This window comes from Natrinema zhouii (genome assembly GCF_013456555.2).
Classification (GTDB): domain Archaea; phylum Halobacteriota; class Halobacteria; order Halobacteriales; family Natrialbaceae; genus Natrinema; species Natrinema zhouii.
This window is the reverse complement of the sequence record NZ_CP059154.1, coordinates 3,397,018-3,419,822: the sequence shown is the minus strand read 5'-3', so window position 1 is coordinate 3,419,822 and position 22,805 is coordinate 3,397,018. Positions and strand designations below refer to the sequence as shown.

Below are 22,805 nucleotides of genomic sequence, written 5' to 3'. Positions count from 1 at the left end.
GATGAAACAGTTGCGGTCGGTCGGTGCAGTCCACGAACGGCCGACTGTGACTAATTGGGTCGATAACGCGTACACGGTCCGGAAGTGAGTCAGTAGACCTACAGATAGCCGAAAGCTGTAACCCCATTCAACCGAGTTTCACGTGTAATGCTGTATCTCGCGCACCTCGCGGGATTGGTGTTGACAGCGCTCATCTCGATTACCGCCGCGTGGTGGGTCCGCAAGCAGACCCACGACCGGGCCGGAACGGTGATGATCGCCCTCCTGTCGGCGCACGCGCTTCAGGCGACGTTCGCGACGTTCCAGTTGCTCTCGTCGACTCCCGCGACCCAGGCGTTCTGGTACCAGCTGTGGTACTTCATCGGTCTCGTGAATCCCGTTATCTGGCTCCTGTTGGCCGTCTACTACACGGGCCGGGAGTACTGGTTGACGAAACCGGTATGGGCGCTGTTACTCGCCAGTCCGATCGTGCCCGGTGCCCTGTGGCTCGCCAACCCTGACGGGCTCATGGTCAGCGGGTTCGTTCCCGTGATGGAGCCGTTTCACTACGTGGTGCCCGAGCTTACCGCCGCCAGTACGTGGTCGGCGACCATCATAAACCTCTATACGATCTTCGGGTTCGGCCTCTTCCTCCAGATGTTTCTCTTCACGGAGCGCAGCACCCGCTGGCAGGCGGCCGCGGTGGTGGTCGGCATGCTGGTGATCTTCGTTTCGTCTGCGCTCACTTACGCCAGCTTCGTCCCCGCACCTGGCTTCCCCTACGGGCTGTTCGGCGGAGGCGTCTATGGCATCGTCGTCGCCCTCGGACTGTTCCGAACCCGAATGTTCGCAGTAGCACCACTGGCTCGAGACGCGATCTTCAAGTCGCTCGAGGACGCGATCATGGTCGTCGACGCCAGACGAACGATCGTCGACTTCAACGACCAGGCCGCTGAGCTCTTTCCGGATCTCGACGAACACGTTGGCTGCACGCTCGAGGACGTCTATCCGGCGCTGGTGGTGCCAGAAGACGAGCCGACCGCCGACGGCGGTGGTGCCGAGGCGATCGTCGAGCGGATCGAAGGGACGCTCGACTCCCCGTTCGCCGGGACGGTTCGCGTCTCCATCGAGGGAGAAACGCGTACGCTCCGCATCAGCGCCTCCGCGATCTCGAGCGGCGGTGAGCCGCGAGGCTACGCGCTGATCATGCGAGATATCTCCGAACTCGAGACGTACGCGACCGAACTCGAACGAAAGACGGACCAGTTAGAGCAGTTCGCCAGCGTCCTCTCCCACGATCTGCGGAACCCGGTTTCGGTCGCGCTCGGCTACGCCCAGCAGGCGCAGGCGACCGGTGACGTTGAGCACGTAACGGACGTACTGGTCGCGCTCGAACGGATCGAAGACACCATCGGGAATCTCCTGATGCTCTCGCGGGAGGGCGAGTCGATCGACGACCCCGAAGTGGTGTCCCTTCGCGACGTCGTCGCGGACGCGTGGGCAACCAGCGACACCGGCGACGCCGCGCTCGAGAACGAGGTCGGTGACGACCTCGTCCGCGCCGATCCGTCGCGGTTGAAGACGATGTTCGAGAACCTGTTTCGCAACGCGGCCGATCACGGCGGTGAGACGGTCTGGGTCGGCCCGCTCGAGCCCGGCTTTTACGTCGCCGACGACGGCCCGGGCATTCCCGAGGCGGAACGCGAGCGCGTGTTCGAGTACGGCTACTCGGGGGACGGCGGGACGGGACTGGGGCTGGCAATCGTCTCCTCGATCGCCGACGCTCACGGCTGGTCGCTATCGATCGGCGAGGGCGAGGCCGGCGGTGCCCGCTTCGATTTACGCAGGTGGAGTTCGTCCCGTCCGACGAACGCGTCCCCCGCGAGGGATCAGCCGCTGTTTCGAACGGCTGAGAGACGATGGGTGGAAAACGATTGACGACGTCGATGCGTGATCGTCCCGCTCAGTCGTCGGCCGGTGCGGCGCGCGAAGTCAGTTCCACGGGATCGGCGTCGACCTCGAGTTCGTCCAGCGCGACCTGTGCGGCGCGCTTGCCGGAGACGAGCATGGCACCGAAGGTCGGTCCCATCCGCGGGAGGCCGTAGGTCGTCGCGGTCGCCATCCCGGTGGCGATCAGGCCCTCGTGGACGAGTCCGGTGTGTTCGACGACGGCGTCCTCGGACTTGCCGACCCACATCGAGTCGTGACCGGGCGAGTCGTGACCGGGCGCGCCGTAGGTGTCGTCGCCGGTGCTGTCCATGCCGCTGGCCTCCTCCTCAAGGCCCGGCGCGTCGAGGACGCCGCGCTCGTCGAGTTTCTTGACGGCCATCGCGTCGTGGCCGGTGGCGTCGATCACCAGATCGGCTTCGACCGCGATCGGATCGACGCAGGTGATCTCGCGGGGCAGCGCGTGGACGGGCGTCCAGTTCATGACGATGCCGCCGACGCGGTGGTCCTCGCGGATGACGATGTCGGTGAACTCGGTCATGTTCTGCATCTTCGCGCCCGCGTCGCAGGCGGCCTTGATGAGACCCGAACAGGCCTCGGGGCCGTTCGCGACGTAGAGCCCCTCGCTGTCCTGGGACTCCTTGTAGTCCACCTCGAGTTCGTCGAGAACCTTCTGGGCCGGATGGCGCACGGTCACCTTGTTCATCAGGAACCCGCCGAGCCAGAAGCCGCCGCCGAGGTAGTTGTTCTTCTCGACGACCATTACCTTCACGCCCCGCTCGGAGAGCTCCTTTGCGGCCGTGAGCCCCGATGGTCCGCCGCCGATGATGATGACGTCCGAGTCCGAGAAGTCCATGAACTCCTCGGTCCACTCCTGTCCGATGGCGCGGGTAACGTCGGCTTCGCCGACCTGACTGAATTGCTCGAATTCGCTCATACAACTGGGTAGTAACACAGAGTAGTGATAAGTCTGTCGTAGTCGCTATCCGTGATAAATCAACGTTCGTGTGCTTCTCTCCGGGGAGAGAGATCGAAGAAGAGAAGCGCAACTTCGGTTATCGATTGGTAACTCGAGCCCCAATGCGAATCGGCTGACTCGAGCGCTCAATCGTCGACGAAATCCGGCTCGCTCTCGCCGCCGGTTGCCGATTCGTCTCGAGGAACGCCGCCCTCGCTATCGGTCTCGGTAGCGCCGTCGTCGATGACGCCCTCGGTCCAGGTTCCGAGCCGGAACCAAATGACGGCCACGACGAAGGCCGCGATCATGCCGACGGCGAACGCCCACCAGATTCCGTCGACGCCCCATCCCAGTGCGGTAATCGTCACGCCGGTTCCGGGGATCGTCACGGTCCAGGAGAAGGCGAGGACGGCCACGAGCGGGATTCGGTTGCCGGCTCCGCACGGTCCTTCGCACGCGCGACCGCACCCACGCGAGCCCGCGCAGCGCGCACACCCGCGCTGTCGGTCGATTTTGGCGAAAACGTTATCAGATCTTCACTCGTATCGAGCGACGATGAACGATACTCGTCCGCGACGACCGGACGCTCGAGGACCGGGAGGTGAGCCGCGGTGGAACTGATAATCACGGAGAAGGACAACGCAGCCCGCCGGATCGCCGACATCCTGAGCGGCGGGACCTACGACTCGAGTCGCGAGAACGGCGTCAACATCTACGAGTGGGGCGGCAAGCGCTGCGTGGGGCTATCGGGCCACGTCGTCGGCGTGGACTTCCCTTCGGAGTACTCCGATTGGCGGGATGTCGAGCCGGTCGAACTGATCGACGCGAACGTCGAGAAGACCGCGACGAAGGAGAACATCGTCGCGACGCTGCGATTGCTGTCCCGTCGCGCAAACCGCGTGACGATCGCGACGGACTACGACCGCGAGGGGGAACTGATCGGGAAGGAGGCCTACGACATCGTCCGCAACGTCGACGATGACGTGCCGATCCGCCGAGTACGGTTCTCCTCGATTACGGAAAACGAGGTCCAGAGCGCGTTCGACGAACCCGACGAGCTCGACTTCGATCTCGCGGCCGCCGGCGAGGCCCGCCAGATCATCGACCTCGTCTGGGGGGCCGCACTCACCCGCTACCTCTCGCTGTCCGCGGGCCAGCTGGGCAACGACTTCATCTCCGTCGGCCGGGTGCAGTCGCCGACGCTGAAGCTGATCGTCGACCGCGAGCGCGAGATCGAGGCGTTCGATCCGGAGGACTACTGGGAAATCTTCGCGGATCTGACGAAAGATGAGACGACGTTCGAAGCGCAGTACTTCTACCGCGACGAGGACGGCAACGAGGCCGAACGCGTCTGGGACGAGTCGACTGCGGACGCGGTCTACGACACGCTCTCGAGCCGCGACGCGGCGACCGTCGTCGACGTCAACCGGCGGACCCGCACCGACGCGCCGCCCGAGCCGTTCAACACGACCCAGTTCATCCGCGCGGCGAGCGCCATCGGCTACTCGGCCAAACGGGCGATGTCGATTGCCGAGGACCTCTACACGGCCGGTTACATCACCTATCCGCGGACCGACAACACCGTCTATCCGGACGACCTCGATCCCGAAGCGCTCCTGGACGAGTTCGCCAGCCATCCCACGCTCGGCGACTCGGCCGAGTCACTGCTCGAGGCCGACGAGATCAATCCGACGGAAGGTGACGAGGAGACGACCGACCACCCGCCGATTCACCCGACGGGCGAGATTCCGACCCGCGGCGACGTGAGCGACGACGAGTGGGAGGTCTTCGAACTCGTCGTCCGGCGGTTCTACGCGACCGTCGCCGACGCGGCGGTCTGGGAACACCTCAAGGTCGTCGCCGAGGTCGACGACTGCCGGCTGAAGGCCAACGGCAAGCGGCTCGTCGAACCCGGCTATCACGACGTCTATCCGTACTTCAGTACGACGGAGAACCACGTTCCCGACGTCGACGAAGGTGAGGAACTGGCGCTGACGGACGTCGAACTCGAGGGCAAGGAGACCCAGCCGCCGCGCAGATACGGCCAGTCGCGGCTCATCGAGACGATGGAGGACATGGGGATCGGGACGAAGTCGACGCGTCACAACACCCTCGAGAAGCTGTACGATCGGGGCTACATCGAGAGCGATCCGCCGCGGCCGACGAAACTCGCGATGGCCGTCGTCGACGCGGCCGAGAACTACGCCGACCGGATCGTCAGCGAGGAGATGACCGCCCAGCTCGAGCAGGACATGGACGCCATCGCGAACGGCGAGGCGACGCTCGACGACGTGACCGACGAGTCCCGGGAGATGCTCGAGGAGATCTTCGAGAACCTCGCCGACTCGCGCGACGAGATCGGCGACCACCTCCGCAAGTCGCTGAAAGACGACAAGCGGCTAGGGCCGTGTCCCGAGTGCGGCGAGGACCTGCTCGTGCGCCGGAGTCGCCACGGATCGTACTTCATCGGCTGCGACGGCTACCCCGACTGCGAGAACACGCTACCGCTGCCCTCGACCGGCAAGCCGCTCATCCTCGAGGAGGAGTGCGAGGACCACGGCCTGAACGAGGTCAAGATGCTCGCGGGCCGGCAGACATTCGTCCACGGCTGCCCCCTCTGTAAGGCCGAGGACGCCGGCGAGGGGCCGGTGCTGGGCGAGTGTCCCGAGTGTGGAGACGAGCACGGCGGCGAACTCGCCGTCAAAACGCTCCAGAGCGGTTCACGACTCGTGGGCTGTACGCGCTACCCCGACTGCGAGTACTCGCTGCCCCTCCCCCGGCGCGGCGATATCGAGGTCACCGACGAGTACTGCGACGAACACGAGCTGCCCGAGATCGTCGTCCACAGCGGCGACGAGCCCTGGGAGCTGGGCTGTCCCATCTGCAACTACCAGGAGTTCCAGGCCCGCGAGAGCGAGACGGGCTCGGACCTCGAGGCGCTCGACGGCGTCGGCGCGAAGACCGTCGAGAAGCTGGCCGACGCGGGGATCGAGGACCTCGAGGACCTGACCGACGCCGATCCCGACGCAATCGCGTCGGATGTTGAGGGCGTCAGCGCCGACCGCGTCCGGAGCTGGCAGGCAAAGGCGTAGGACTAGGCTTTTTCGCCCGTCGACCGATTCAGACCCGCTTTTCGACCTTCCGGACGCCTTCGGAGAGCGTCTCGCACTTGAAGGACACTCTATGACCATCACGGCCTGCGCGGAGATGGCGACGGTGTCCACGTCTGACAGCGTCCAGCGGGCCGGTACGGCCGAAGTCACTATCCTTTTCACGGCAGCGCGCCCATTCGGTACTGAAACTCGTGGCTTCTCTCGTCGTCACAGTCCTGGCCGGCGTCTGCTTCGGGCTCGCGCTCGCTGCCCCGCCGGGGCCGATGAACGCGATCATCGCTGAGGAAAGCGTCGTCCGCGGCTGGGCGGCCGGCTTTCGGGCCGGCCTCGGTGCGATGGTCGCGGACGTGATCTTCTTCGCCCTCACGCTGGCCGGTATCGCCGCCGTGATCGATCGCGTTTCGGGCGTCCGCCCCGCGCTCTATCTGGCCGGCGGCTGTCTCATGCTGTACTTCGCGATCGGCGCGATCAACGAGGCCAGAACCGCCACGTCGTTCACCGACGCGGGTCGAGCCGCTGCCTCGGGGTTCAGGAAGACCTTCGTCCTGTCGCTGACCAACCCCTATCAGATCGGCTTCTGGCTCACCGTCGGCGTCGGCCTGCTCGAGCCGGGGACGCTGGACGTGCTCGCACACGCCCCGGCGGTCGGGCAGGCGCTCGAGGGCACGTTGGTCGTCCAGACCGGCTCTCCGGCGCTGCTGGTCGGCTTCTTCGGTGGCGTCGCGTGCTGGATCGTCGCCTATCCGGCGGCGCTGGTCGCGGCGGGACGACGCGTCGACGCCTTCGCACCCGCGGTCGCCGTGTTGAGCGCCGTCGTCCTCGTCGGATTCGGACTGCTATTTCTCGTGATGGGGGCGCTCCGCATCGTCTGAGTCACGCGGCGTTCGATAGCGGCGACGGCCGCGCTGAGTCAGCCCTGCATTGCCATCGACCGTCGTTCGAACCGACGCGGATCAACACCTGAGCAGTTCGAACGGACTGTCGTCGCTCGAGTGGGCGGTAGCGGCGTCGGAAGACGCTCCGTTCTCCGTTTCGGGTCCGACGTCGAGCACCGGGATCTGGAATCCATAGCCGTGGACCAGGTCGAACGCGTCGGTGGGACTCGTCAGCAGATCGAGGAACCCGTCGCCAACGTAGTTGAATCCCGCCATGACTTCAATGATCGAGCTGTCGCCGGTCGAGTCGACGAGTTCCGCCCCGACGGAGCCGCCCGAGTCGGTCAGCATCGCCGCGTGGAGCCGTACCCAGATGTGTGTGCTCTCTTCAGAACCGATGGTAAACGTGTGTCCCCCACCGGTGAAACACGTCGAGACCGGCTGTCCGTTCGAATCGGCAGCAATCTGATCGCGCGCGGATGACTCCTGGGTAGCCGTCGTGATCGGAGCGGCTGCGAAGAGAACGAGACAGCAGAGCACGCAGGTCGCGATGAGACTCGTCCGACGGGGGGATACCATTATACTCGTCTGGAGACCACATCAGTATGAACGCACTGGCCGACTCGGCAAATTTATCAAATATCTGTTATCACCGAGTCCGACCGATGAAACCGGCCTATAGCACACACTAATCAATACGCTGTTACGACCGGCGGCAGTCGGCCGACGAGCTACTCGCCCAGCGCGGCGATCTCGTCCTCGAGCCACTCGCTGAACCACTTGACGCGTTTGAGCCGTTGGTGGGCGATGCTCTCGGCGGTGTCGCTCTCGACCCGCGAGGCGGCGTCGTAGCCGCGTTCGAGCACGCGCTCGATCATCTCGTCGCACTCCATGTGAGTGCGGGCCTCGTAGCCCATCCGGAGCAACATCAGGGCGGTGCCGTTCGCGCCGACCTTATCGAGCAGGTCGGCCTCGATGAGGCACTGGGTCTCCAGTGCGAGGTCGGTCAGATCTCCCTGGTGGGAGTGCTGTTCGATGGCGCGACACACCTGCTGGATGAACGAGTCGGGGTACTCCCCGCGCGACTCGAGGTACTCGCGGGCGACGCGAGCGCCGGCCTCCGCGTGGAGTTCCTGATCGGTCTCGAGTTTGGCGACGTCGTGAAAGAGGGCGGCGACGCGGGTGACGTCGGTGTCCGCGCCCTCCTTCTCGGCGATCTCGACCGCGAGGTCGACGACGTTGAGGATGTGGTTGTGCCGGTATTCGGCGGAGTGCCAGGGGTACCAGCGCATCCGACCGCCTTCCTCTTCTTTCTCGACGCTCGCGGCGAGATACTCGAAGACGAAGCCTTTCATCGCCTCGAACTCGGCGTCGGCCACTCGCGTTTCTTTTATTTCAACGCCCACGATAGATCCCTCCGCAGCAGACGAATGATAGTCATTACCGGAATGTTCGGTCGTTTCGCTCTTTAGCCTTTGGTTCGGAACGGTTTCGGGAGAACGTGACAGTCACGACATGAAGAATGTTCGACCGTCGGCCGTTCGACCGTCGGATCGCTACCGATCAAATCCCGTCGCTGCGCGTCGGATGCGAACTATTTTCCGTTAAAGTCAAACGGTCGGCTCGGGAAGGTGTGGGTATGAGCAGCGAACAGGAAGCGGAGTCGATTCGGTGTCTCGTCGCCAAAGTCGGACTCGACGGCCACGACCGCGGGGCCCACGTCATCGCCCGCGCGTTCCGAGACGCCGGCTTCGAGGTCATCTATTCCGGACTGCACAAAGCACCCGACGAAATCGTCCAGGCAGCGGTGCAAGAGGACGTCGACGTCCTCGGCATCTCGATCCTCTCGGGCGCACACGACACGCTCCTCCCGAAGATCATGGACGGCCTCGAGGAGTACGGTGCCAAAGACGACACGCTCGTCCTCGCCGGCGGCGTCATTCCCGACGAGGATCGCGAGGGGCTCAAAGAGCAGGGCGTCGCGGCCATCTTCGGGCCCGGCACCTCGGTCGAGGAGACCATCGAATTCGTCCGCGAGAACGCGCCCCAGCGATGAGCATGGACCCCGACGATCAGTCGCTGCTCGAGGCGCTGCTTTCGGGGGAACACCGCGCGCTCGCCCGGGTCATCTCGAAGATCGAGAACCGCTCGCCGGGCTATCGCGACCTCGTCTCGGAGCTCTACGCCCACACCGGCAACGCCGACGTCATCGGGATCACCGGCTCGCCGGGCGCGGGCAAGTCGACGCTGGTCGACAAGCTCGCGGAGTCTTACCGCGAGCGCGGTGACACGGTCGGAATCATCGCGATCGATCCCTCCTCACCGTTTACCGGCGGGGCCGTGCTGGGCGATCGGATCCGGATGGCCTCCACCGTCGGCGACATGGACGTCTTCGTCCGCTCGATGAGCGCCCGAGGGACCCTCGGTGGACTCTCGACGGCGACCGCGGACGCGGTCAAAGCGATGGACGCCTTCGGCAAGGACAAGATCATCATCGAGACCGTCGGCGCGGGGCAAAACGAGATCGATATCGTCCGCACCGCCGACACCGTCGCCGTGCTCGTCCCGCCGGGCTCCGGTGACGACATCCAGACGCTGAAAGCCGGCATCCTCGAGATTGCCGATATCTTCGTCGTCAACAAGGCCGACCGCGACGGCGCGGACCGCACGGTACAAGAACTGCGAGAGATGGTCCATCTCGGCGAGGAAAGCGGGCTCGCGGGCGGGAGCGGCGGCCACCACGGTGCCGACGCGATGGACAGCGGTGGCGACGACTGGGGCGAGACGGCCGACGAGGGCGGGGATGACGAAGACGAGAGCTGGTCCCCACCGATCGTCGAGACGGTCGCCACGAAAGGCACCGGCGTCGAGACCTTCATCGACGAACTATCGAACCACCGCACGTACCTCGTCGACTCCGGGACGCACGCCGAACGGACCCGCCAGCGCTACGCCGAGGAAATACGGACGCTCCTGCGCGAGGACGTCCACGCCCTGCTCGAGGACGAACTCGCCGAACGCGGCGGCGTCGACGACCTCGCCGAAGCCGTCCGTCGGGGCGAGACCGATCCCTACTCGATCGCCAGTGCCGTGCTCGCGCCCGTCGAGGCCTGCGTCGAGAATCTCGAGACCGAGTCGGGTGGCGACGGCTCGAGCCCGACGTAACGTCCCGGTCGGGAACTGGGAAGCGTGGCTGTCATCGTGTCGTCGTTTCGGTAGTACTCTTTCGGTTCGGTACTGTCACTTCGTAACGACGATCTCGGTACTAGATTCCGAACGGACCAAGTGAGTGTATCTGTCACCCAGATTCGCACATTTAATATCTATCTCAGAAATCACTATTGTCGAGTGGCACGTGATTGGTCCGCATGAGGGAACAGGAGCTCATAAACCTTCACGCACTGCTGTTCGAAGTACGTGCGTCCCTCGAGCGAGAGGACGGTGTTCCGTCCAGCAGCTTCGAGGACTACGACGCGCAACCGGTTCGACCGGCACACATCCACCGCCGAAAAGAAGCACACGAGCGGGCGATCGACCTGCTGCTGAACGACATCGTCGACTGCGTTCAGAGACGACCCCCACCGGACCAGACGATACCGACGTAACGTGACCTCGAGTTCCGACACCCCCTCACGAAAAAGCGAGTTGACTGCTGTCGTCATCGAAAACGTGAACGGAAACGCGTGCGTCCTCTATCCGCCGGATGCGACGGACGAGCAACTCGAGACGATGTGGATTCTCGCGGACGGGGAGGAGACGTACACCCACGCGGGCGAGATTCGGTGACGAGCCAGCGTTTCGGTCGAGTCATCGACCGTGCGATGGATCGCGCGGCTTCACCCATCCGGGTCCATCAGTCGATTATCAGTCATATCCGGCGTCCCGATTCCAGCAGGTCTGAACCCGAACCTGAAGTCTAAGGCCGTTGGCCACTTATGATCCCCTATGAAAGCCCGAACAGTCCTCGGTGCAGCCCTCGGAACCGTCGGTGGTGCCGTCCTCGGAAATCGGCTCCTCAAGCGCCGTGCGAGCGGCCTCGAGAACCCGCTTCCCGGCATCGAACGCACGTATCGCTGGCGGGGAATCGAGACGACGTACACCGTCGCCGGCGACCCGAACGATCCGGACATGCTCTTGCTTCACGGAGTCCACACGGGGGCGAGCAGCAACGAGTTCCAGCCCATCCTCGAGCAACTGGCGGAGGACTACCACGTCTACGCGGTCGATCTCCCCGGTTTCGGTCGCTCCGAGCGGCCGCCGCTGGTCTACTCCGCGACGCTCTACGCCGAGTTCGTCCGTGATTTCGCCGACGACGTCACCGACGAGCCGATCGTCGTCGCCTCCTCGCTGACCGGCGCGTTCGCGGCCGACGCCGCCGACGAAACCGAGTTCGAACGGCTCGTACTGATCTGCCCGACCGACGAGACGGGCGACGAGCGGCCGTGGGTCCGGACCCTGCTTCGGACGCCGATCGTCGGCACGACGCTGTACAACTTCCTCGCCAGCAAGCCGTCGATCCGGTACTTCTACGATCGGGACGGCTACTACGACTCCGACCGGATCGACGCCGAGGAAGTCCAGTACGCCTGGGACAGCGCCCACCAGCCCGGTGCGCGTTACGCGCCCGCCTCCTTCGCTGCGGGTACCCTCGATCCCGAGTTCGACCTCGCGACGGCGCTGGCCGCCCTCGAGACGCCGACGACACTCGTCTGGGGCCGCGACGCGGAGCTCGTCCCGCTCCGGGAGGGCCGCGATCTCGCCGAGGCCGCCGACCTCGATCTGGTCGTCATCGACTACGCGACCCAACTGCCACACGCCGAACACCCGGACAAGTTCGTCGAGTACCTGAGTGCGGAACTCCCACGGGCCGGTATCGGCTCCGACGAATAATCGAGCGGTCAGTTTTTCGTCGCGTTTCGCGCCGCTAGCGACCGCGACGGTCCCGTCACTATCGTCATCGGACGATCAAAAGCAGGTCCCGGGATCGAGGAGAGAGCGACGCGCTGTCGTCGCGTCCGAACCGGAGACTACACCGGGCGGAGTGCAATCACGCGCTCGCCGGTCGTCTCCGAGACCGTGATCTCGAGTTCGACCGTCATGCCGGTCTCGACGTCTCCGGGGTCAATACCGACGACCTGTCCCGTGATCCGCACCGCGCCGAAATCCACGATGGCGTTTGCGTACGGCGCGTCCTCCTCGAAGGCTGGCGTCGGGACGTGCGTAACGGTAAACGTCTGGATCTTCCCGGTATCGGGAAGCTCCGTTTCCGCGAGGTCCGTCGAGCCACAGTCGGGACAGACCCGTCGCGGCGGCAGGGAGCCGTGACCGTTGGCACACTCGAGGCAATATGCATCGCCGTCCGCGGCGGCCTCGAGCCATTCGTCGAAGCCGGCGTCGGCGACGGATTCGGAGTCGCTCATCGGTCGGTCACCTCCAGGACGTGAACGGTTGCACTGGCGACAGTGCCACCCGCGTTGTGCGCGACGCCGGTCGTCGCGCCGTCGATGTGTTCGCTGTTGGGATGCTCGCCGGCCAGCAGATCAGTGACTTCGGCGATTTGAGACGCGCCGGTCGCGCCGACCGGGTGGCCCTTGGCTTTCAGCCCGCCGGAGAGATTGATCGGTGTCTCGCCGTCCGCCGTCGTCCGCCCGTCGCGGGCCGCAGAAATGCCTTCGCCGATCGGCTCGAGATCCAGTGCCTCGAGCGCGAGCACCTCGGCGATGGTAAAGCAGTCGTGGACCTCCGCGACGTCCACGTCGCCCGCGTCGACGCCGGCGTCGGCGTAAGCCTCTTCGCCGGCCTCGCGTGCGGCGGGCGAGCGGACGAGGTGCTCGCGGTCGTGTAGCGCCATCCGGTCGCCGCCCTGCCCGGTGCCCGTGATCGCGACCGGGGCCTCGAGGTCGTGTTCTTCGGCGTAGGACTCGCTCGTCAGGACGAGCGCGGACGCGCCGTCAGAGATCGGACAGGCGTCGTACAGTCCGAGCGGTTCGGAGACCGGCGGGGCCTCGAGGACGTCCGAGACCTCGATCGCGCGCTGGTACTGAGCCTTGTCGTTGGTCAGGGCGTTCGCGTGGTTCTTGACGGCGATGTGGGCCAGATCCTCGCGCTCACCGCCGAACTCGTCGAAGTACGCCTGGGCCATCAGTGCGTACGCGCCGGGGAAAGTCACGCCGGCCCGCACCTCCCAGAGGTCGTCCGCGGCGATCGCGAGCGCCTCGGTCGCGCCCGCGGTGCCGAGGTTGGTCATCCGCTCCGCGCCGCCGACGAGCAACACGTCGTTCTCGCCGTTTCGGATCCGCTTGACCGCCTCGCGGACCGCGGTGCCGCTCGAGGCACACGCGGATTCGTAGCGAGTCGCGGGAGCCTGTACGCCCGCGGCTTCGGCCATGAGCGGTCCCTGATGGCCCTGATGCTCGGAGAGTTCGCCCATGAAGTTGCCGTAGAGGACCGCCTCGACGTCGTCTCGGGGGACGCCGCTCGATTCGAAGGCCGTGATGCTCGCTTCGGCAAAGAGATCTCGACTGGTCCGTTCAGGACTGTTCCCGAACGGCGTCAGCCCCGTTCCTGCCACACGTACGTCACTCATAGACACAGTTAGTGGTCGGATCCGTTAATACTCCGCGGTTACGGATCCGTTCTCACGATTGGTGATACCTCGCACGCAGAGACCGTCATCGATCGGTGAAACCCAGCTTCTGGAGATTTAATCGGCAGACTCGTCTTACTGCCCGGTTCGTGACGGGACGGTCGCTATTTCCGCGATCTTATATGATTTGACGCCCCATATGTGGGCATGACATCCGTTCCGTTCGATCTGGATCTCCTGACGGAACTCACCGAGACGAGTGGCGTCCCCGGCTACGAGGACCGCGTTCGCGACCTCGTCGTCCGAGAGTTCGAGGAGTCCGTCGACCGCATCCGTACCGACGCGATGGGTAACGTCGTCGGAACCCTCGAGGGCGAGAGCGACTACTCGGTCGCCGTTGCCGCTCACATGGATGAAGTGGGGTTCATGGTGCGCCACATCCGGGGGAGCGAGGACGAGTACGGCTTCGTCGAACTCGACGCGCTCGGCGGCTGGGACGCGCGCGTACTCAAGGCCCAGCGGGTGACGATTCACACCGACGACGAGGACATCCCGGCCGTCATCGGCTCGCCGCCGCCGCACACGCTCGACGAGAAACAGAAAGAGAAGACCCCCGAGGTCGAGGACGTCGTCGTCGATCCCGGCCTCCCCTACGAGGAGCTCGAGGAACGCGTCTCGCCCGGTGACCTCGTCACGATGGCCCAGACCACCGAGCGCGTCGGCGAGACGATCACCGGGAAGGCCCTGGACGACCGGGTCTGCCTGTTCGCCATGCTCGAGGCGGCCCGCCGACTGACGGACCCACACGTGACGATTCACTTCTGTGCGACCGTCCAGGAGGAAGTCGGCCTGCGGGGGGCTCGCACGCTGGGCGTCGACATCGACCCCGACCTCGCGCTCGCGCTGGACGTCACCGTCGCCAACGACATCCCCGGCTTCGACGCCGGCGAGCGCGTCACCGAACTCGGCGACGGCACCGCGATCAAGCTCAAGGACTCGAGCGTCATCACCAACCCGAAGCTTCACGGCCGCCTCCAGTCGATCGCCGACGAGGAGGGAATCGACTACCAGCTCGAGATCCTCCCCGCGGGCGGCACCGACACGGCGGGGTTCCAGCAGGCGTCCGGCGCGAAACCGGTCGGTGCGATCTCGGTTCCGACGCGGTATCTCCACACCGTAACCGAGACTGCCCACGTCGACGACATTGCAGCGACGATCGACCTGCTCGAGGCGTTTCTGGCGACCGAAGACGGGGAGTTCGATTACACGCTGTAACGAGGGCGACCGAGCACCTCCCCCTCCTTTTGAGCTGCGGATCTTATCGCGTGGCGACTCGAGTCGGCCGACAGCCGGCTGCGCTGTCGGGGCCGCTGGCTGGCAGCGAGCGAGTTTGCGCGTTGAGTCCACACACGGGAAGCGAGTCTGTGAGAAAGTGAGCAGGCGACCTGTCTAGAACGCGAGCGCGTCCACGAGGATCGCGACCAGCACGGCCCCGAGGAACGCGTTCGAGGCGTGGAACGACCGGAACGCGGCGGCTTCGGTCTGTTCGAAGTGCAGTCGAACGGCGGCCCAGAGGAAGATCCCGCCGAAGACGACGACCGTGCCGGCGTACAGCGCGCCGAGTTCGGTGATCCACGCCAGCGCGATCGTGCTCACGAACGTCGCGGCGATGTAGTAGAGGATGTGTTTGCGAGTGACGGTCTCGCCTCGAACGACCGGCATCATGGGAAAGCCGCCGCGAGCGTAGTCGTCCTTGTACGCCAGCGCGAGGTTGTAGAAGTGTGCCGGCGTCCAGAGGAAGATGACGCCCGCGAGCGCGAGCCCGGGCCAGCCGATCTCGTTCGTCACGGCCGCCCAGCCGATCAGCGCGGGGAGCGCGCCCGCAGCGCCGCCGATGACGGTGTTCTGCACCGTGTTCGGTTTGAGCACCAGTGTGTAGACGACGCTGTAGAACATGATCGCGGCCAGTCCGAGCGCCGCCGCGAGCCGATTGATCGTCAGGAACGCTCCGAGCGACAGGACGGTCAGCCCGAGTCCGAACGCGAGCGCGTTTCGAACCGGGATCAGGTCGACCGCCAGCGGTCGATCCGCGGTGCGGGACATCTTCTGATCGATGTCCCGCTCGAGGACGTGGTTGAAGGTCCCGCTCGCGCCGATCGCGAGGACGCCGCCGCCGAGCGTCGCGACGATGGTGTAGATCTCGAGGCCGGGGCCGGCCGCCAGCGCCATTCCGGCGGCGGCGACGAGGCAGAGCAGCCACATCAGCCGCGGTTTCATCATCTGGAAGTAGGCGAAGGCGGTGAGCCGGGCGCGAGCCAGCCGACTCGCGGGGAGCGTGCGCTCGGACGCGGTCGGGACCGATTCCTCGAGGTCCGCGAGCGGTTCCGGCGAGTCGATGGCGTCGTCGTCGCTTCCGGTTGCGATCTCGAGGTCCCACGCGAGCGCGAGGACGACCCCCGAGAAGATCACGAGGCCGAGCGCGAGGTGGAGTCCGGGGAGGATCGCAGCGGGGCCGGTCGTCGCGGTGACGGCGCCGACGCCGATCTGGACGACGTAGAGGACGGCGGCGGCGACCAGTGTCGCTCGGACGTTTCTCGAGGTGTCACCGAGGACCGCCGTCGCGGCGGTCGTGACGACGAGCAGGCCGACGACGACGGCGGTGAGCCGGTGGCCCCACGCGATCGCGAGTTCGGTCTGGTTCAGGGGATCGATGGGTGCGTGACAGGTCGGCCACGTCGAACACGACGCGGCCGCGTTCGTCAGTGAGGTCGTCGCGCCGACGATCAACAGCAAGTAGACGCCCAGCGCGGTCGCTGCGAGCAGTGCGGAGAAGCGCCGGCGGGTGCCGATCGGACGGGGAAACGACTCTCTTGCCACGGCTAGTCTCGTCTACACCCTTCGACTCCGCGTATTTATGGCTCCCGCTTCGTCCCGCTTGCAGCGATTTTCCCGCCCACTGAACTGGTTCACGGGGAGTAGACTGACAGCCATCGGCATCGCCGTCGACACCCAGCAGTCGAGGGCCGACCGAAAAGGGATTGGGCCGGCCCGCATAGTGGGGAGCGTGTCCGGCGACTCACGAGGGCAAGCCCCTGCGATCGATACCCTCTCCGGAGCGAGCACGGCCACCGGGGAGCGCGAACTCGACGTGCGCGATGAGCCGCCGGTTCGCTGTCCCTACTGTGACCGGCCGTTTCGGCGAGCGCGCTACGAGTCGCTTCACCGCGGCCTCGAGCACCCCGACCGACTCTCGGAGCGCGAACGAGCGACCGTCGAGCGGGCCGTCCGCGAGGAACGCGCGGAGACGCGCCGCTTTCGGCTGTACGCGCTCGGCGTCCTGGTCCTGCTGTACTTCGGACTGCTGATCGTCGCCGCGTTCGTCGTCTGAGCCCCGCGTTCGTCGTCTGAGCCCCGCGTTCGTCGTCCGAGTCACATCCCCATATCTTCGGCCGCAGCCGGAACCGGGAGGACGTGTGGCGAGACGCCGAGCAACTCCCCGGCGTGGTCGAGGGCCATGTCGAACCCGTAGTAGCGCTCGAGTTCGTCGCCCTCGACTGTCGGTCGTACTTTCAACATCGCATACCCCTCGCGGTTCTGGGCGATCGCAGCCGTGGGGCCGGTCCCGCCGCCGTCGGCCTCCACGCGCTCGAAGGAGAGGATGCGTTCCGTCTCGGTTTCGTCGTAGGTGGCCCTGATACCGTCGGCCTCGGCCGTCCGATCGTCGGTCATGCCGGCAACTCGCGGGGCGACCACCGGGAAGCTGTCGGTTCCGGCTGGCGGCCCGGAGAGCAGCGAACATCGACACCGATTTTCCAGTTGACTTCGAGGTCCGTCCCGTGAGCCGATCGGAATCCGCCTCGGTCCCGCGTCCGCTCGCGACGTTTCGACTCACGCGAGCGGTCGCGCTGCAGTGGCTCGTCGTCTCCGCGGTCGGATTTTTCGGGTTCGCGTACGGGTTCGGACACGTCCTCGCGTCGATTCGTGGAGCGTCTCTCGAGCCGATCGTGATCGCGCCGTCCTCGCCGCCGACGGTCGCCGGTGCGGTCGCCGTCTCCCTCGGACTGCTCGTCTGCGTGGTCGTCCCCCACGAACTGCTCCACGGGGTGTTCATGGCTCGCTACGGCGGCACGCCGGACTTCGGCATCGGTTTCTCGTACTTCGTGTTGCCGTACGCCTACGCCGAAACGAGCGGCGCGAGTTACTCCCGGAATCAGTTGCTCGTCGCCCTGCTCGCGCCGTTCGTGGTGATCACGACCCTCGGGCTCGCCGCGATGGTCGTCGTTCCGTCTCCCCTGCTGATCGTTCCGCTGGCGGCGAACGCCGCCGGCTCGATCGGCGACCTCTGGATGGCCGCCGTCCTCTGCCAGTACCCCGCCGACGTTCGCGTCGGCGACCCGCCCGGCGGCGTGCAGGGGTTCGGAATCTACGGCGCGAACGATCGCTCCGTCAGCCGCCTTCCGGGCACGCCGCTTCTCGCACGATTTCTGACCGGGAGCGTCGGAACCCTCGCCGCGATCGTGACGTACGCGCTGTTCGCCGTCCTGCTCTCGCTCGCGGTCGGCACCGGCGATGTCGTCCTCGGTGACCCGGAGGGGGGCTGGCTGCTCTTCCGTCACGATCGCCACCCCGACGGCACTGCCCTCCTCGAAATCGGCGATCGAGCGCTGCTCGCCGCGGCCGTACTCGGCGGGCTCGTCTGGTCGGTCGTCGCGACCGCCCTCCGGCAGCTCGAGCGCGACTGAGCCGGGACGTGCGAGCGGGAGGAAAACCGTAACGCTCGAGCGTCTCTCGGACGCAACTCGAGGTATGAGCAAGTGGCTCCGGAGCGGTCGCCGTCGGGACATCTGTTTCCTGCTCGCGGCGGCAGAGGCGGGCGAACTGCGCGGACAACAGCTGAAATCGCGCCTCGAGTCACACTACGACGACCGGCTCGAGCCCAAATCGTTCTACGGCTCGCTGTCGGCGCTGGTCGACGCGGGCTTCGTCGAGAAACGTACCGAGGGGCTGCACGACGTCTACGCGCTGACCGATGGCGGGGATCGGCGGGTCCGTGAACACGCCGAATGGGTTCGGGACTGTCTCGAGAGCGGCGACGAGACCGACGGGTAGGCTGTGGAGCACCGTATCGGTCACTCGAGAGACGGGTTTCTGATGAGGCGGACGGCCACGTACAGCGGGATGGCGAACAACAGTCCGAAAAGTGGGACCATCGCGAAATCGACGTATTCGCCCTCAATTGTGAACGTCATCACGATCAGCGTGTACGCGATGATCGCGAGGAACAGCTCAGTTCGGTCCATGCGCCCACTGCACGCTGGAATACTGTAAGCGTACTGTAATAGGATCGATGGAACAAACGCTGCTGGCGACGGATCGCGGCGGCCGGCGCTCGAGAGGCGGACTGAGAGGCTATTCCTCGAGCAGTTGGTCGCCAATCGTGTTCCGGAGCACCTCGCTGGTGCCCTCGTAGATCTCGTTGAGCTTGGCGTCGCGGTAGAACCGCTGTGCGGCGAAGTCCTTCGTGTAGCCGTAGCCGCCGTGGATCTGTATTCCTTCGTTCGCGACCTCGCGGCTCACCTCAGAGGCGTAGAGCTTGGCCTGGGAGGCGTCCTTGATGTAGTCCTCGCCGCGGATCTTCTTGTCCGCGGCCTTGTGCATGAGCATTTTCGCGGCCTGAATCTTCGTGTCCATATCTGCCAGCTTGTGCTTGATCGACTGGAACTCGCCGATGGGCTGGCCGAACTGCTCGCGCTCGTTGGCGTAGTCGCGGGCCTCCTCGAAGGCCGCGCGGGCGATACCGACGCCTCGAGCGGCAATCGTGATCCGGCCGCCGTTGAGGGTCTTCAGCGCGTGGACGAAACCCTCGCCCTCCTCGCCGAGCCGGCGCGATTCCGGAATCCGGAGGTCGTCGAATCGGAGCTCTGCGGTCGGACAGCCTTTGTCGCCGAGTTTGTCCTCCGTTCCCTCGACGATGAAGCCGTCGTCCTCCTCGGGCCGAACGATAAAGGAGGTGATTCCCTTGTTACCTGCCTCCGGATCTGTTTTCGCGAACAGGGTGACCGTCTCGGCCACGGAGCCGTTCGAGATCCAGAGTTTGCCGCCGTTGATGACGTACTCGTCGCCCTCTTTTGTCGCAGTGGTGTCCATCGCGGGGACGTCGCTGCCCGCGCCCGCCTCCGAGAGCGCGAACGCGCCGATGTCTCGACCCTCGGCCAGCGGCATCAGGTACTCCTCCTTCTGGGAGTCATCACCGAACTCGTAGAGCATGTTCCCCGCCAGCGAGGTGTGAGCGGCGACGATCGTGCCGAGACCGCCCGAGCCGCGGGAGATTTCCTCGAGGCCGATCGCGTAGGAGTGGTAGTCCAGCCCGGCACCGCCGTACTCCTCGGGGAACGGCATCCCCATTAGACCGAGGTCGGCCATCTCGCTGACGAGGTCGGCGGGGAACTCGTCCTCGTGGTCGATCTCGTCGGCGACGGGGACGACCTCCTCGTCGACGAACTCCGAGACCATATCTCGAATCTGTTGCTGCTCGGCCGAGAGTGCGAAATCCATACGGTCGAATGTGTGGCCTCGCTTCTTTATAGTTCGCTCTTTCGACAGCGGAGTCACCGGATTCAGACAGCGGGGTCACCGGACGGCCGAACGAACGCTCGTCGAAGCGCCATCTCGACCGGCTCACGCGGCCAGCAGACCGACGATGACGGCGGTACTGAGCAGGTTAGCGAAGGAGAGCACGAGCAGCCCCTTCCAGCCGATTTCGATCAGCTGGTCGATCCGAACCCGCGGCAGTGCGGAGCGCGCCCACTGTGTGAACAGGAACACGGCCCAGATCTTAGCGAGGAACCAGATGAAACCGGGGAGGAGCGGGCCAGCCGGCCCACCGAGGAAGACTGTCGCGACGATCGCACCGCCCAGGAAGACGTGAACGAACTCACCCATGTAGACGAGCACGAAGTAGACCGAGGAGTACTCCGTCTGGTAGCCGGCGACGATTTCGGTCGGCGCCTCCGGCGTGTCGAAGGGGTTGCGGCCCACTTCCGCGAGATTCGCGGTCAGGAACAATACGAAGGCGAAGGGATTGACGATCGCGTACCACGACGGGACGGACAGCCCGCCGATCTCGAGAAGCGTTGTCCGCTGGGCTGCGACGATTTCGCTCGTCTGCAGAGAGCCCGCGAAGAGAACGACTGACGCGGCGGTTACGAGCAACGGGATCTCGTATGCGAGGTTCTGTGCGACCGCTCGCAGTCCGCCGAGCAGCGAGTACTTGTTGTTCGACGCGTAGCCACACATCGTGAGTCCGATCGTGGCGAGGGAGGCGACCGCGAAGACGTAGACGAGTCCCGTCTCGGGGTCAGCGAGCTGCACGTTGACGCCGAAAATCGATCCCATCGGTATGACCGCGAACCCGACGACGGCCGAAAACACGACGATGACCGGACCGAGGTCGTATGCGGGGCGGTCGACGGCGTCCGGGACGATCAGTTCCTTACTGAGCAGCCGGACGACGTCGGCGACGATAATGAGAACCCCGAACGGGCCGATTTGGTTCGGGGCGATCCGATCGGTAAACGCGGCCGTCACTTTGCGCTTCGCCCAGACGACGACTGCCGCACAGCCCAGCGGGACCAACGCGACGAGAACGGCGGCTGCGACCGCGGCGACGGTCTGCTCGAGGACGGTCGGCGAGCCGCCGAACACCGCTCGAGCGATCGCCTCGGGAAGTAGCGTCATGTGCGACGGTTACGAACTGTTCCCGAACGTCGATTCTGCGAGACATATTCGGACTTTTATATCAATCAAGAGCGAACGCCGAGCCATGCGGTATCTCCGCCTGACCGTTCGCCCGACGGACCGCGAAATCCACCCGGTGCATACGGCCATGACGGAGCGAGCGTTCGTCGACCGCGTGCAGATGCTCCACTGGAACATCGTAGATGTCGACGTCCCCGCCATCCTGTTCTATATCGTCGGCGACGCCGGACGGCTCGCGGACGCGCTCGAGTCGATCCCCGAGACCGAGGCGTTCTCCATCACGCGGATCGACGACCGTCGGCTGTACTGCTACACGCAGGGACGGACGACCGAACTCGAGCGAACGCTGTACGATGCGTTCACCCGCGACGGACTCGTCGTCCTCCCGCCGTTGACGTACAGGGACGACGGCGGAGTCCGCTTCGAAGTGGTCGGCGAGGCCGACGCGCTCCGAACGGCGCTGGCGACCGTTCCCGACGGGATCGACGTCGCGGTCGAACGCGTCGGGGAGTACGATACGCCGCGTGAAACCGTGGACGCCGCTCTCACCTCGCGACAGCGCGAGACGGTCCGCACCGCGCTGGCGGCGGGCTACTACGAGACACCGCGTCGGGCGACGATCGAGGACGTCGCAGCGGAGCTGGGGTGTGCGAGGAGCACCGCGGCAGAGCACCTCCAGAAGGCGGAGTCGCGGATCATCCGCACAGTCCTGTAACCGCCACGTCGGTCGATTCGGCGAGCCGGATCGGTCGGTCAGTCACTGAGAGCCGATCGACTCGAGCGCCTCCTCGATCGACTCGTCACCCGAGAGAATCTCGAACGTCTCGCCGGAGACGGACTCGACGTCGATCGCGGTCACGAGCGTCCGAGCGACGTCTTCGCGAGGGATATCACCGTCTCCCAGCTCGAGTCCCTCGCCAGCCCGAATTTCGCCGGTGCCGGGTTCGTTGGTTAGCTCGCCCGGCCGAACGATCGTATAGTCGACGCCACTGTTGCGGAGGTACTCGTCGGCCTCGGCCTTGGCGATCAGGTAGTCCCGAAGCGCCTCGGGCCCCGATTCCGGATCGTCGGCACCCATCGAACTGAGCATGACGAACCGGTTGACGCCCGCCTCGCTCGCCGCGTCGATCAGATTGATCGCACCGTCGCGGTCGACGCCGTAGACGTCCTCGCCGCCGGAGCCGGCAGCGAAAACGATCGCATCACAGCCCTCGACCGCGTGGTCGACGTCATCGGTCAGGTCCGCTACGACCGGCTCCCCGCCCAGTTCCGCCATCTCGTCGGTCTGGGACTCGTCGCGAACCATCGCTCGAGCAGTGCGATCGCTCGCGCCGAGCAGTTCCGTCACGTGCTGTCCGACCTGCCCGTGAGCGCCGGCGATGAGTACGGTTTCGGTCACGACCTCGGCTTCGCGTCGCTCCGTGATACCGGTTTTGTCGGGAAACGCCGGGTCGCAGTGGATCGCGTCTGCGCTCAGTGAGTCCTCCGTTGCCACTGATCGGACGCACACCTTGGCACCGATCGGACGCAAATACCGCCACGGATCGGATGCGAATTCGCCACGGATCGAACGCCCAGTTCGCCACCGA

General features: G+C 65.5%; 25 protein-coding genes. 13 read left to right on the top strand and 12 right to left on the bottom strand.

Features of this window, described 5'->3' with window-relative positions:
* The first annotated feature begins 147 nt into the window (after positions 1-147).
* The gene (locus HYG81_RS35765) at positions 148-1,917 is read left to right on the top strand and encodes a histidine kinase N-terminal 7TM domain-containing protein (protein WP_180840918.1); all 1,770 of its coding nucleotides are present in this window, start codon (positions 148-150) and stop codon (positions 1,915-1,917) included.
* A 25-nt stretch (positions 1,918-1,942) separates the two neighbouring features.
* Here the strand turns inward: HYG81_RS35765 and HYG81_RS35760 are convergent, their stop codons facing one another.
* Together HYG81_RS35760 and HYG81_RS35755 are read right to left on the bottom strand one after the other, a co-directional pair.
* Positions 1,943-2,863 (bottom strand): sulfide-dependent adenosine diphosphate thiazole synthase, encoded by a 921-nt coding sequence (locus HYG81_RS35760; protein WP_180840917.1) that lies wholly within the window; start codon positions 2,861-2,863, stop codon positions 1,943-1,945.
* Between the two features lie 167 nt (positions 2,864-3,030).
* Complete coding sequence (locus HYG81_RS35755; protein ID WP_180840916.1) at positions 3,031-3,300, bottom strand: hypothetical protein; 270 nt, start codon at positions 3,298-3,300, stop codon at positions 3,031-3,033.
* Between the two features lie 195 nt (positions 3,301-3,495).
* Between HYG81_RS35755 and HYG81_RS35750 the strand changes: the two genes are divergently transcribed.
* Together HYG81_RS35750 and HYG81_RS35745 are read left to right on the top strand one after the other, a co-directional pair.
* Entirely contained in the window at positions 3,496-5,976 is a 2,481-nt protein-coding gene (locus HYG81_RS35750) for a DNA topoisomerase I (RefSeq protein ID WP_180840915.1), read from the top strand.
* Positions 5,977-6,188: 212 nt separating this feature from the next.
* Positions 6,189-6,869 carry a LysE family translocator gene (locus tag HYG81_RS35745; RefSeq protein ID WP_180840914.1) on the top strand — a complete coding sequence of 227 codons (681 nt, stop codon included), beginning with the start codon at positions 6,189-6,191 and terminating at the stop codon, positions 6,867-6,869.
* An 81-nt stretch (positions 6,870-6,950) separates the two neighbouring features.
* Here the strand turns inward: HYG81_RS35745 and HYG81_RS35740 are convergent, their stop codons facing one another.
* Both HYG81_RS35740 and HYG81_RS35735 read right to left on the bottom strand, forming a co-directional pair.
* On the bottom strand, positions 6,951-7,451 hold the full coding sequence (locus tag HYG81_RS35740) for a DUF7332 family protein (RefSeq protein WP_180840913.1): 501 nt from the start codon (positions 7,449-7,451) through the stop codon (positions 6,951-6,953).
* Positions 7,452-7,603: 152 nt separating this feature from the next.
* A complete protein-coding gene (locus tag HYG81_RS35735; protein WP_180840912.1) occupies positions 7,604-8,278 on the bottom strand; it encodes an HD domain-containing protein in 675 nt (224 codons plus the stop codon).
* A 233-nt stretch (positions 8,279-8,511) separates the two neighbouring features.
* On the opposite strand from HYG81_RS35735, the gene HYG81_RS35730 reads away from it, so the two are divergent.
* From HYG81_RS35730 to HYG81_RS35710, 5 genes are all read left to right on the top strand, one after another.
* Positions 8,512-8,928, top strand: a complete 417-nt coding sequence (locus HYG81_RS35730) for a cobalamin B12-binding domain-containing protein (protein WP_180840911.1) — start codon at positions 8,512-8,514, stop codon at positions 8,926-8,928.
* A gap of 2 nt (positions 8,929-8,930) precedes the next feature.
* Complete coding sequence (meaB, locus tag HYG81_RS35725) at positions 8,931-10,037, top strand: methylmalonyl Co-A mutase-associated GTPase MeaB (RefSeq protein ID WP_180843058.1); 1,107 nt, start codon at positions 8,931-8,933, stop codon at positions 10,035-10,037.
* A 203-nt stretch (positions 10,038-10,240) separates the two neighbouring features.
* Positions 10,241-10,477, top strand: a complete 237-nt coding sequence (locus tag HYG81_RS35720; protein ID WP_180840910.1) for a UPF0058 family protein — start codon at positions 10,241-10,243, stop codon at positions 10,475-10,477.
* 1 nt (position 10,478) lies between these two features.
* Positions 10,479-10,658, top strand: a complete 180-nt coding sequence (locus tag HYG81_RS35715; protein WP_226777503.1) for a DUF7511 domain-containing protein — start codon at positions 10,479-10,481, stop codon at positions 10,656-10,658.
* Between the two features lie 159 nt (positions 10,659-10,817).
* Positions 10,818-11,762 carry an alpha/beta fold hydrolase gene (locus tag HYG81_RS35710; protein ID WP_180840909.1) on the top strand — a complete coding sequence of 315 codons (945 nt, stop codon included), beginning with the start codon at positions 10,818-10,820 and terminating at the stop codon, positions 11,760-11,762.
* 137 nt (positions 11,763-11,899) lie between these two features.
* Here the strand turns inward: HYG81_RS35710 and HYG81_RS35705 are convergent, their stop codons facing one another.
* Together HYG81_RS35705 and HYG81_RS35700 are read right to left on the bottom strand one after the other, a co-directional pair.
* Entirely contained in the window at positions 11,900-12,292 is a 393-nt protein-coding gene (locus HYG81_RS35705) for a Zn-ribbon domain-containing OB-fold protein (protein ID WP_180840908.1), read from the bottom strand.
* Positions 12,289-13,458: a thiolase C-terminal domain-containing protein gene (locus tag HYG81_RS35700; protein ID WP_180840907.1), complete on the bottom strand. Its 1,170-nt coding sequence runs from the start codon at positions 13,456-13,458 to the stop codon at positions 12,289-12,291. Before HYG81_RS35700 ends, HYG81_RS35705 begins: the two co-directional genes overlap by 4 nt.
* Positions 13,459-13,665: 207 nt before the next feature.
* Here HYG81_RS35700 and HYG81_RS35695 point away from each other — a divergent pair, with 207 nt between their 5' ends.
* On the top strand, positions 13,666-14,733 hold the full coding sequence (locus HYG81_RS35695) for a M42 family metallopeptidase (protein WP_180840906.1): 1,068 nt from the start codon (positions 13,666-13,668) through the stop codon (positions 14,731-14,733).
* A 174-nt stretch (positions 14,734-14,907) separates the two neighbouring features.
* Here HYG81_RS35695 and HYG81_RS35690 read toward each other — a convergent pair whose 3' ends face one another.
* The gene (locus tag HYG81_RS35690; protein WP_180840905.1) at positions 14,908-16,335 is read right to left on the bottom strand and encodes a heme o synthase; all 1,428 of its coding nucleotides are present in this window, start codon (positions 16,333-16,335) and stop codon (positions 14,908-14,910) included.
* A 187-nt stretch (positions 16,336-16,522) separates the two neighbouring features.
* Between HYG81_RS35690 and HYG81_RS35685 the strand changes: the two genes are divergently transcribed.
* Entirely contained in the window at positions 16,523-16,846 is a 324-nt protein-coding gene (locus HYG81_RS35685) for a DUF7410 domain-containing protein (protein WP_425607524.1), read from the top strand.
* A gap of 41 nt (positions 16,847-16,887) precedes the next feature.
* Here the strand turns inward: HYG81_RS35685 and HYG81_RS35680 are convergent, their stop codons facing one another.
* Entirely contained in the window at positions 16,888-17,187 is a 300-nt protein-coding gene (locus HYG81_RS35680) for a DUF7111 family protein (protein ID WP_180840904.1), read from the bottom strand.
* Between the two features lie 107 nt (positions 17,188-17,294).
* Here HYG81_RS35680 and HYG81_RS35675 point away from each other — a divergent pair, with 107 nt between their 5' ends.
* Positions 17,295-18,200: a DUF3267 domain-containing protein gene (locus HYG81_RS35675; protein ID WP_180840903.1), complete on the top strand. Its 906-nt coding sequence runs from the start codon at positions 17,295-17,297 to the stop codon at positions 18,198-18,200.
* 64 nt (positions 18,201-18,264) lie between these two features.
* Entirely contained in the window at positions 18,265-18,567 is a 303-nt protein-coding gene (locus tag HYG81_RS35670) for a PadR family transcriptional regulator (protein WP_180840902.1), read from the top strand.
* Between the two features lie 20 nt (positions 18,568-18,587).
* On the opposite strand, the gene HYG81_RS35665 is transcribed toward HYG81_RS35670, so the two are convergent.
* From HYG81_RS35665 to HYG81_RS35655, 3 genes are all read right to left on the bottom strand, one after another.
* Positions 18,588-18,758: a hypothetical protein gene (locus tag HYG81_RS35665; RefSeq protein ID WP_180840901.1), complete on the bottom strand. Its 171-nt coding sequence runs from the start codon at positions 18,756-18,758 to the stop codon at positions 18,588-18,590.
* Positions 18,759-18,867: 109 nt separating this feature from the next.
* Positions 18,868-20,013 (bottom strand): acyl-CoA dehydrogenase, encoded by a 1,146-nt coding sequence (locus HYG81_RS35660; protein ID WP_180840900.1) that lies wholly within the window; start codon positions 20,011-20,013, stop codon positions 18,868-18,870.
* 123 nt (positions 20,014-20,136) lie between these two features.
* Positions 20,137-21,195 (bottom strand): complex I subunit 1/NuoH family protein, encoded by a 1,059-nt coding sequence (locus HYG81_RS35655; protein ID WP_180840899.1) that lies wholly within the window; start codon positions 21,193-21,195, stop codon positions 20,137-20,139.
* Positions 21,196-21,280: 85 nt separating this feature from the next.
* Here HYG81_RS35655 and HYG81_RS35650 point away from each other — a divergent pair, with 85 nt between their 5' ends.
* The gene (locus HYG81_RS35650; protein ID WP_180840898.1) at positions 21,281-21,931 is read left to right on the top strand and encodes a helix-turn-helix domain-containing protein; all 651 of its coding nucleotides are present in this window, start codon (positions 21,281-21,283) and stop codon (positions 21,929-21,931) included.
* Positions 21,932-21,973: 42 nt separating this feature from the next.
* Here the strand turns inward: HYG81_RS35650 and HYG81_RS35645 are convergent, their stop codons facing one another.
* Entirely contained in the window at positions 21,974-22,615 is a 642-nt protein-coding gene (locus tag HYG81_RS35645; protein ID WP_180843056.1) for an SDR family oxidoreductase, read from the bottom strand.
* Positions 22,616-22,805 lie beyond the last annotated feature (190 nt).

Coding starts and splice junctions, on each gene's coding strand:
- HYG81_RS35765 (WP_180840918.1), top strand. CDS start 148: ATGCTGTATCTCGCGCACCTCGCGGGATTGGTGTTGACAGCGCTCATC.
- HYG81_RS35760 (WP_180840917.1), bottom strand. CDS start 2,863: ATGAGCGAATTCGAGCAATTCAGTCAGGTCGGCGAAGCCGACGTTACC.
- HYG81_RS35740 (WP_180840913.1), bottom strand. CDS start 7,451: ATGGTATCCCCCCGTCGGACGAGTCTCATCGCGACCTGCGTGCTCTGC.
- HYG81_RS35730 (WP_180840911.1), top strand. CDS start 8,512: ATGAGCAGCGAACAGGAAGCGGAGTCGATTCGGTGTCTCGTCGCCAAA.
- meaB (WP_180843058.1), top strand. CDS start 8,931: ATGGACCCCGACGATCAGTCGCTGCTCGAGGCGCTGCTTTCGGGGGAA.
- HYG81_RS35720 (WP_180840910.1), top strand. CDS start 10,241: ATGAGGGAACAGGAGCTCATAAACCTTCACGCACTGCTGTTCGAAGTA.
- HYG81_RS35710 (WP_180840909.1), top strand. CDS start 10,818: ATGAAAGCCCGAACAGTCCTCGGTGCAGCCCTCGGAACCGTCGGTGGT.
- HYG81_RS35705 (WP_180840908.1), bottom strand. CDS start 12,292: ATGAGCGACTCCGAATCCGTCGCCGACGCCGGCTTCGACGAATGGCTC.
- HYG81_RS35700 (WP_180840907.1), bottom strand. CDS start 13,458: ATGAGTGACGTACGTGTGGCAGGAACGGGGCTGACGCCGTTCGGGAAC.
- HYG81_RS35695 (WP_180840906.1), top strand. CDS start 13,666: ATGACATCCGTTCCGTTCGATCTGGATCTCCTGACGGAACTCACCGAG.
- HYG81_RS35680 (WP_180840904.1), bottom strand. CDS start 17,187: ATGACCGACGATCGGACGGCCGAGGCCGACGGTATCAGGGCCACCTAC.
- HYG81_RS35670 (WP_180840902.1), top strand. CDS start 18,265: ATGAGCAAGTGGCTCCGGAGCGGTCGCCGTCGGGACATCTGTTTCCTG.
- HYG81_RS35665 (WP_180840901.1), bottom strand. CDS start 18,758: ATGGACCGAACTGAGCTGTTCCTCGCGATCATCGCGTACACGCTGATC.
- HYG81_RS35660 (WP_180840900.1), bottom strand. CDS start 20,013: ATGGATTTCGCACTCTCGGCCGAGCAGCAACAGATTCGAGATATGGTC.
- HYG81_RS35655 (WP_180840899.1), bottom strand. CDS start 21,195: ATGACGCTACTTCCCGAGGCGATCGCTCGAGCGGTGTTCGGCGGCTCG.
- HYG81_RS35650 (WP_180840898.1), top strand. CDS start 21,281: ATGCGGTATCTCCGCCTGACCGTTCGCCCGACGGACCGCGAAATCCAC.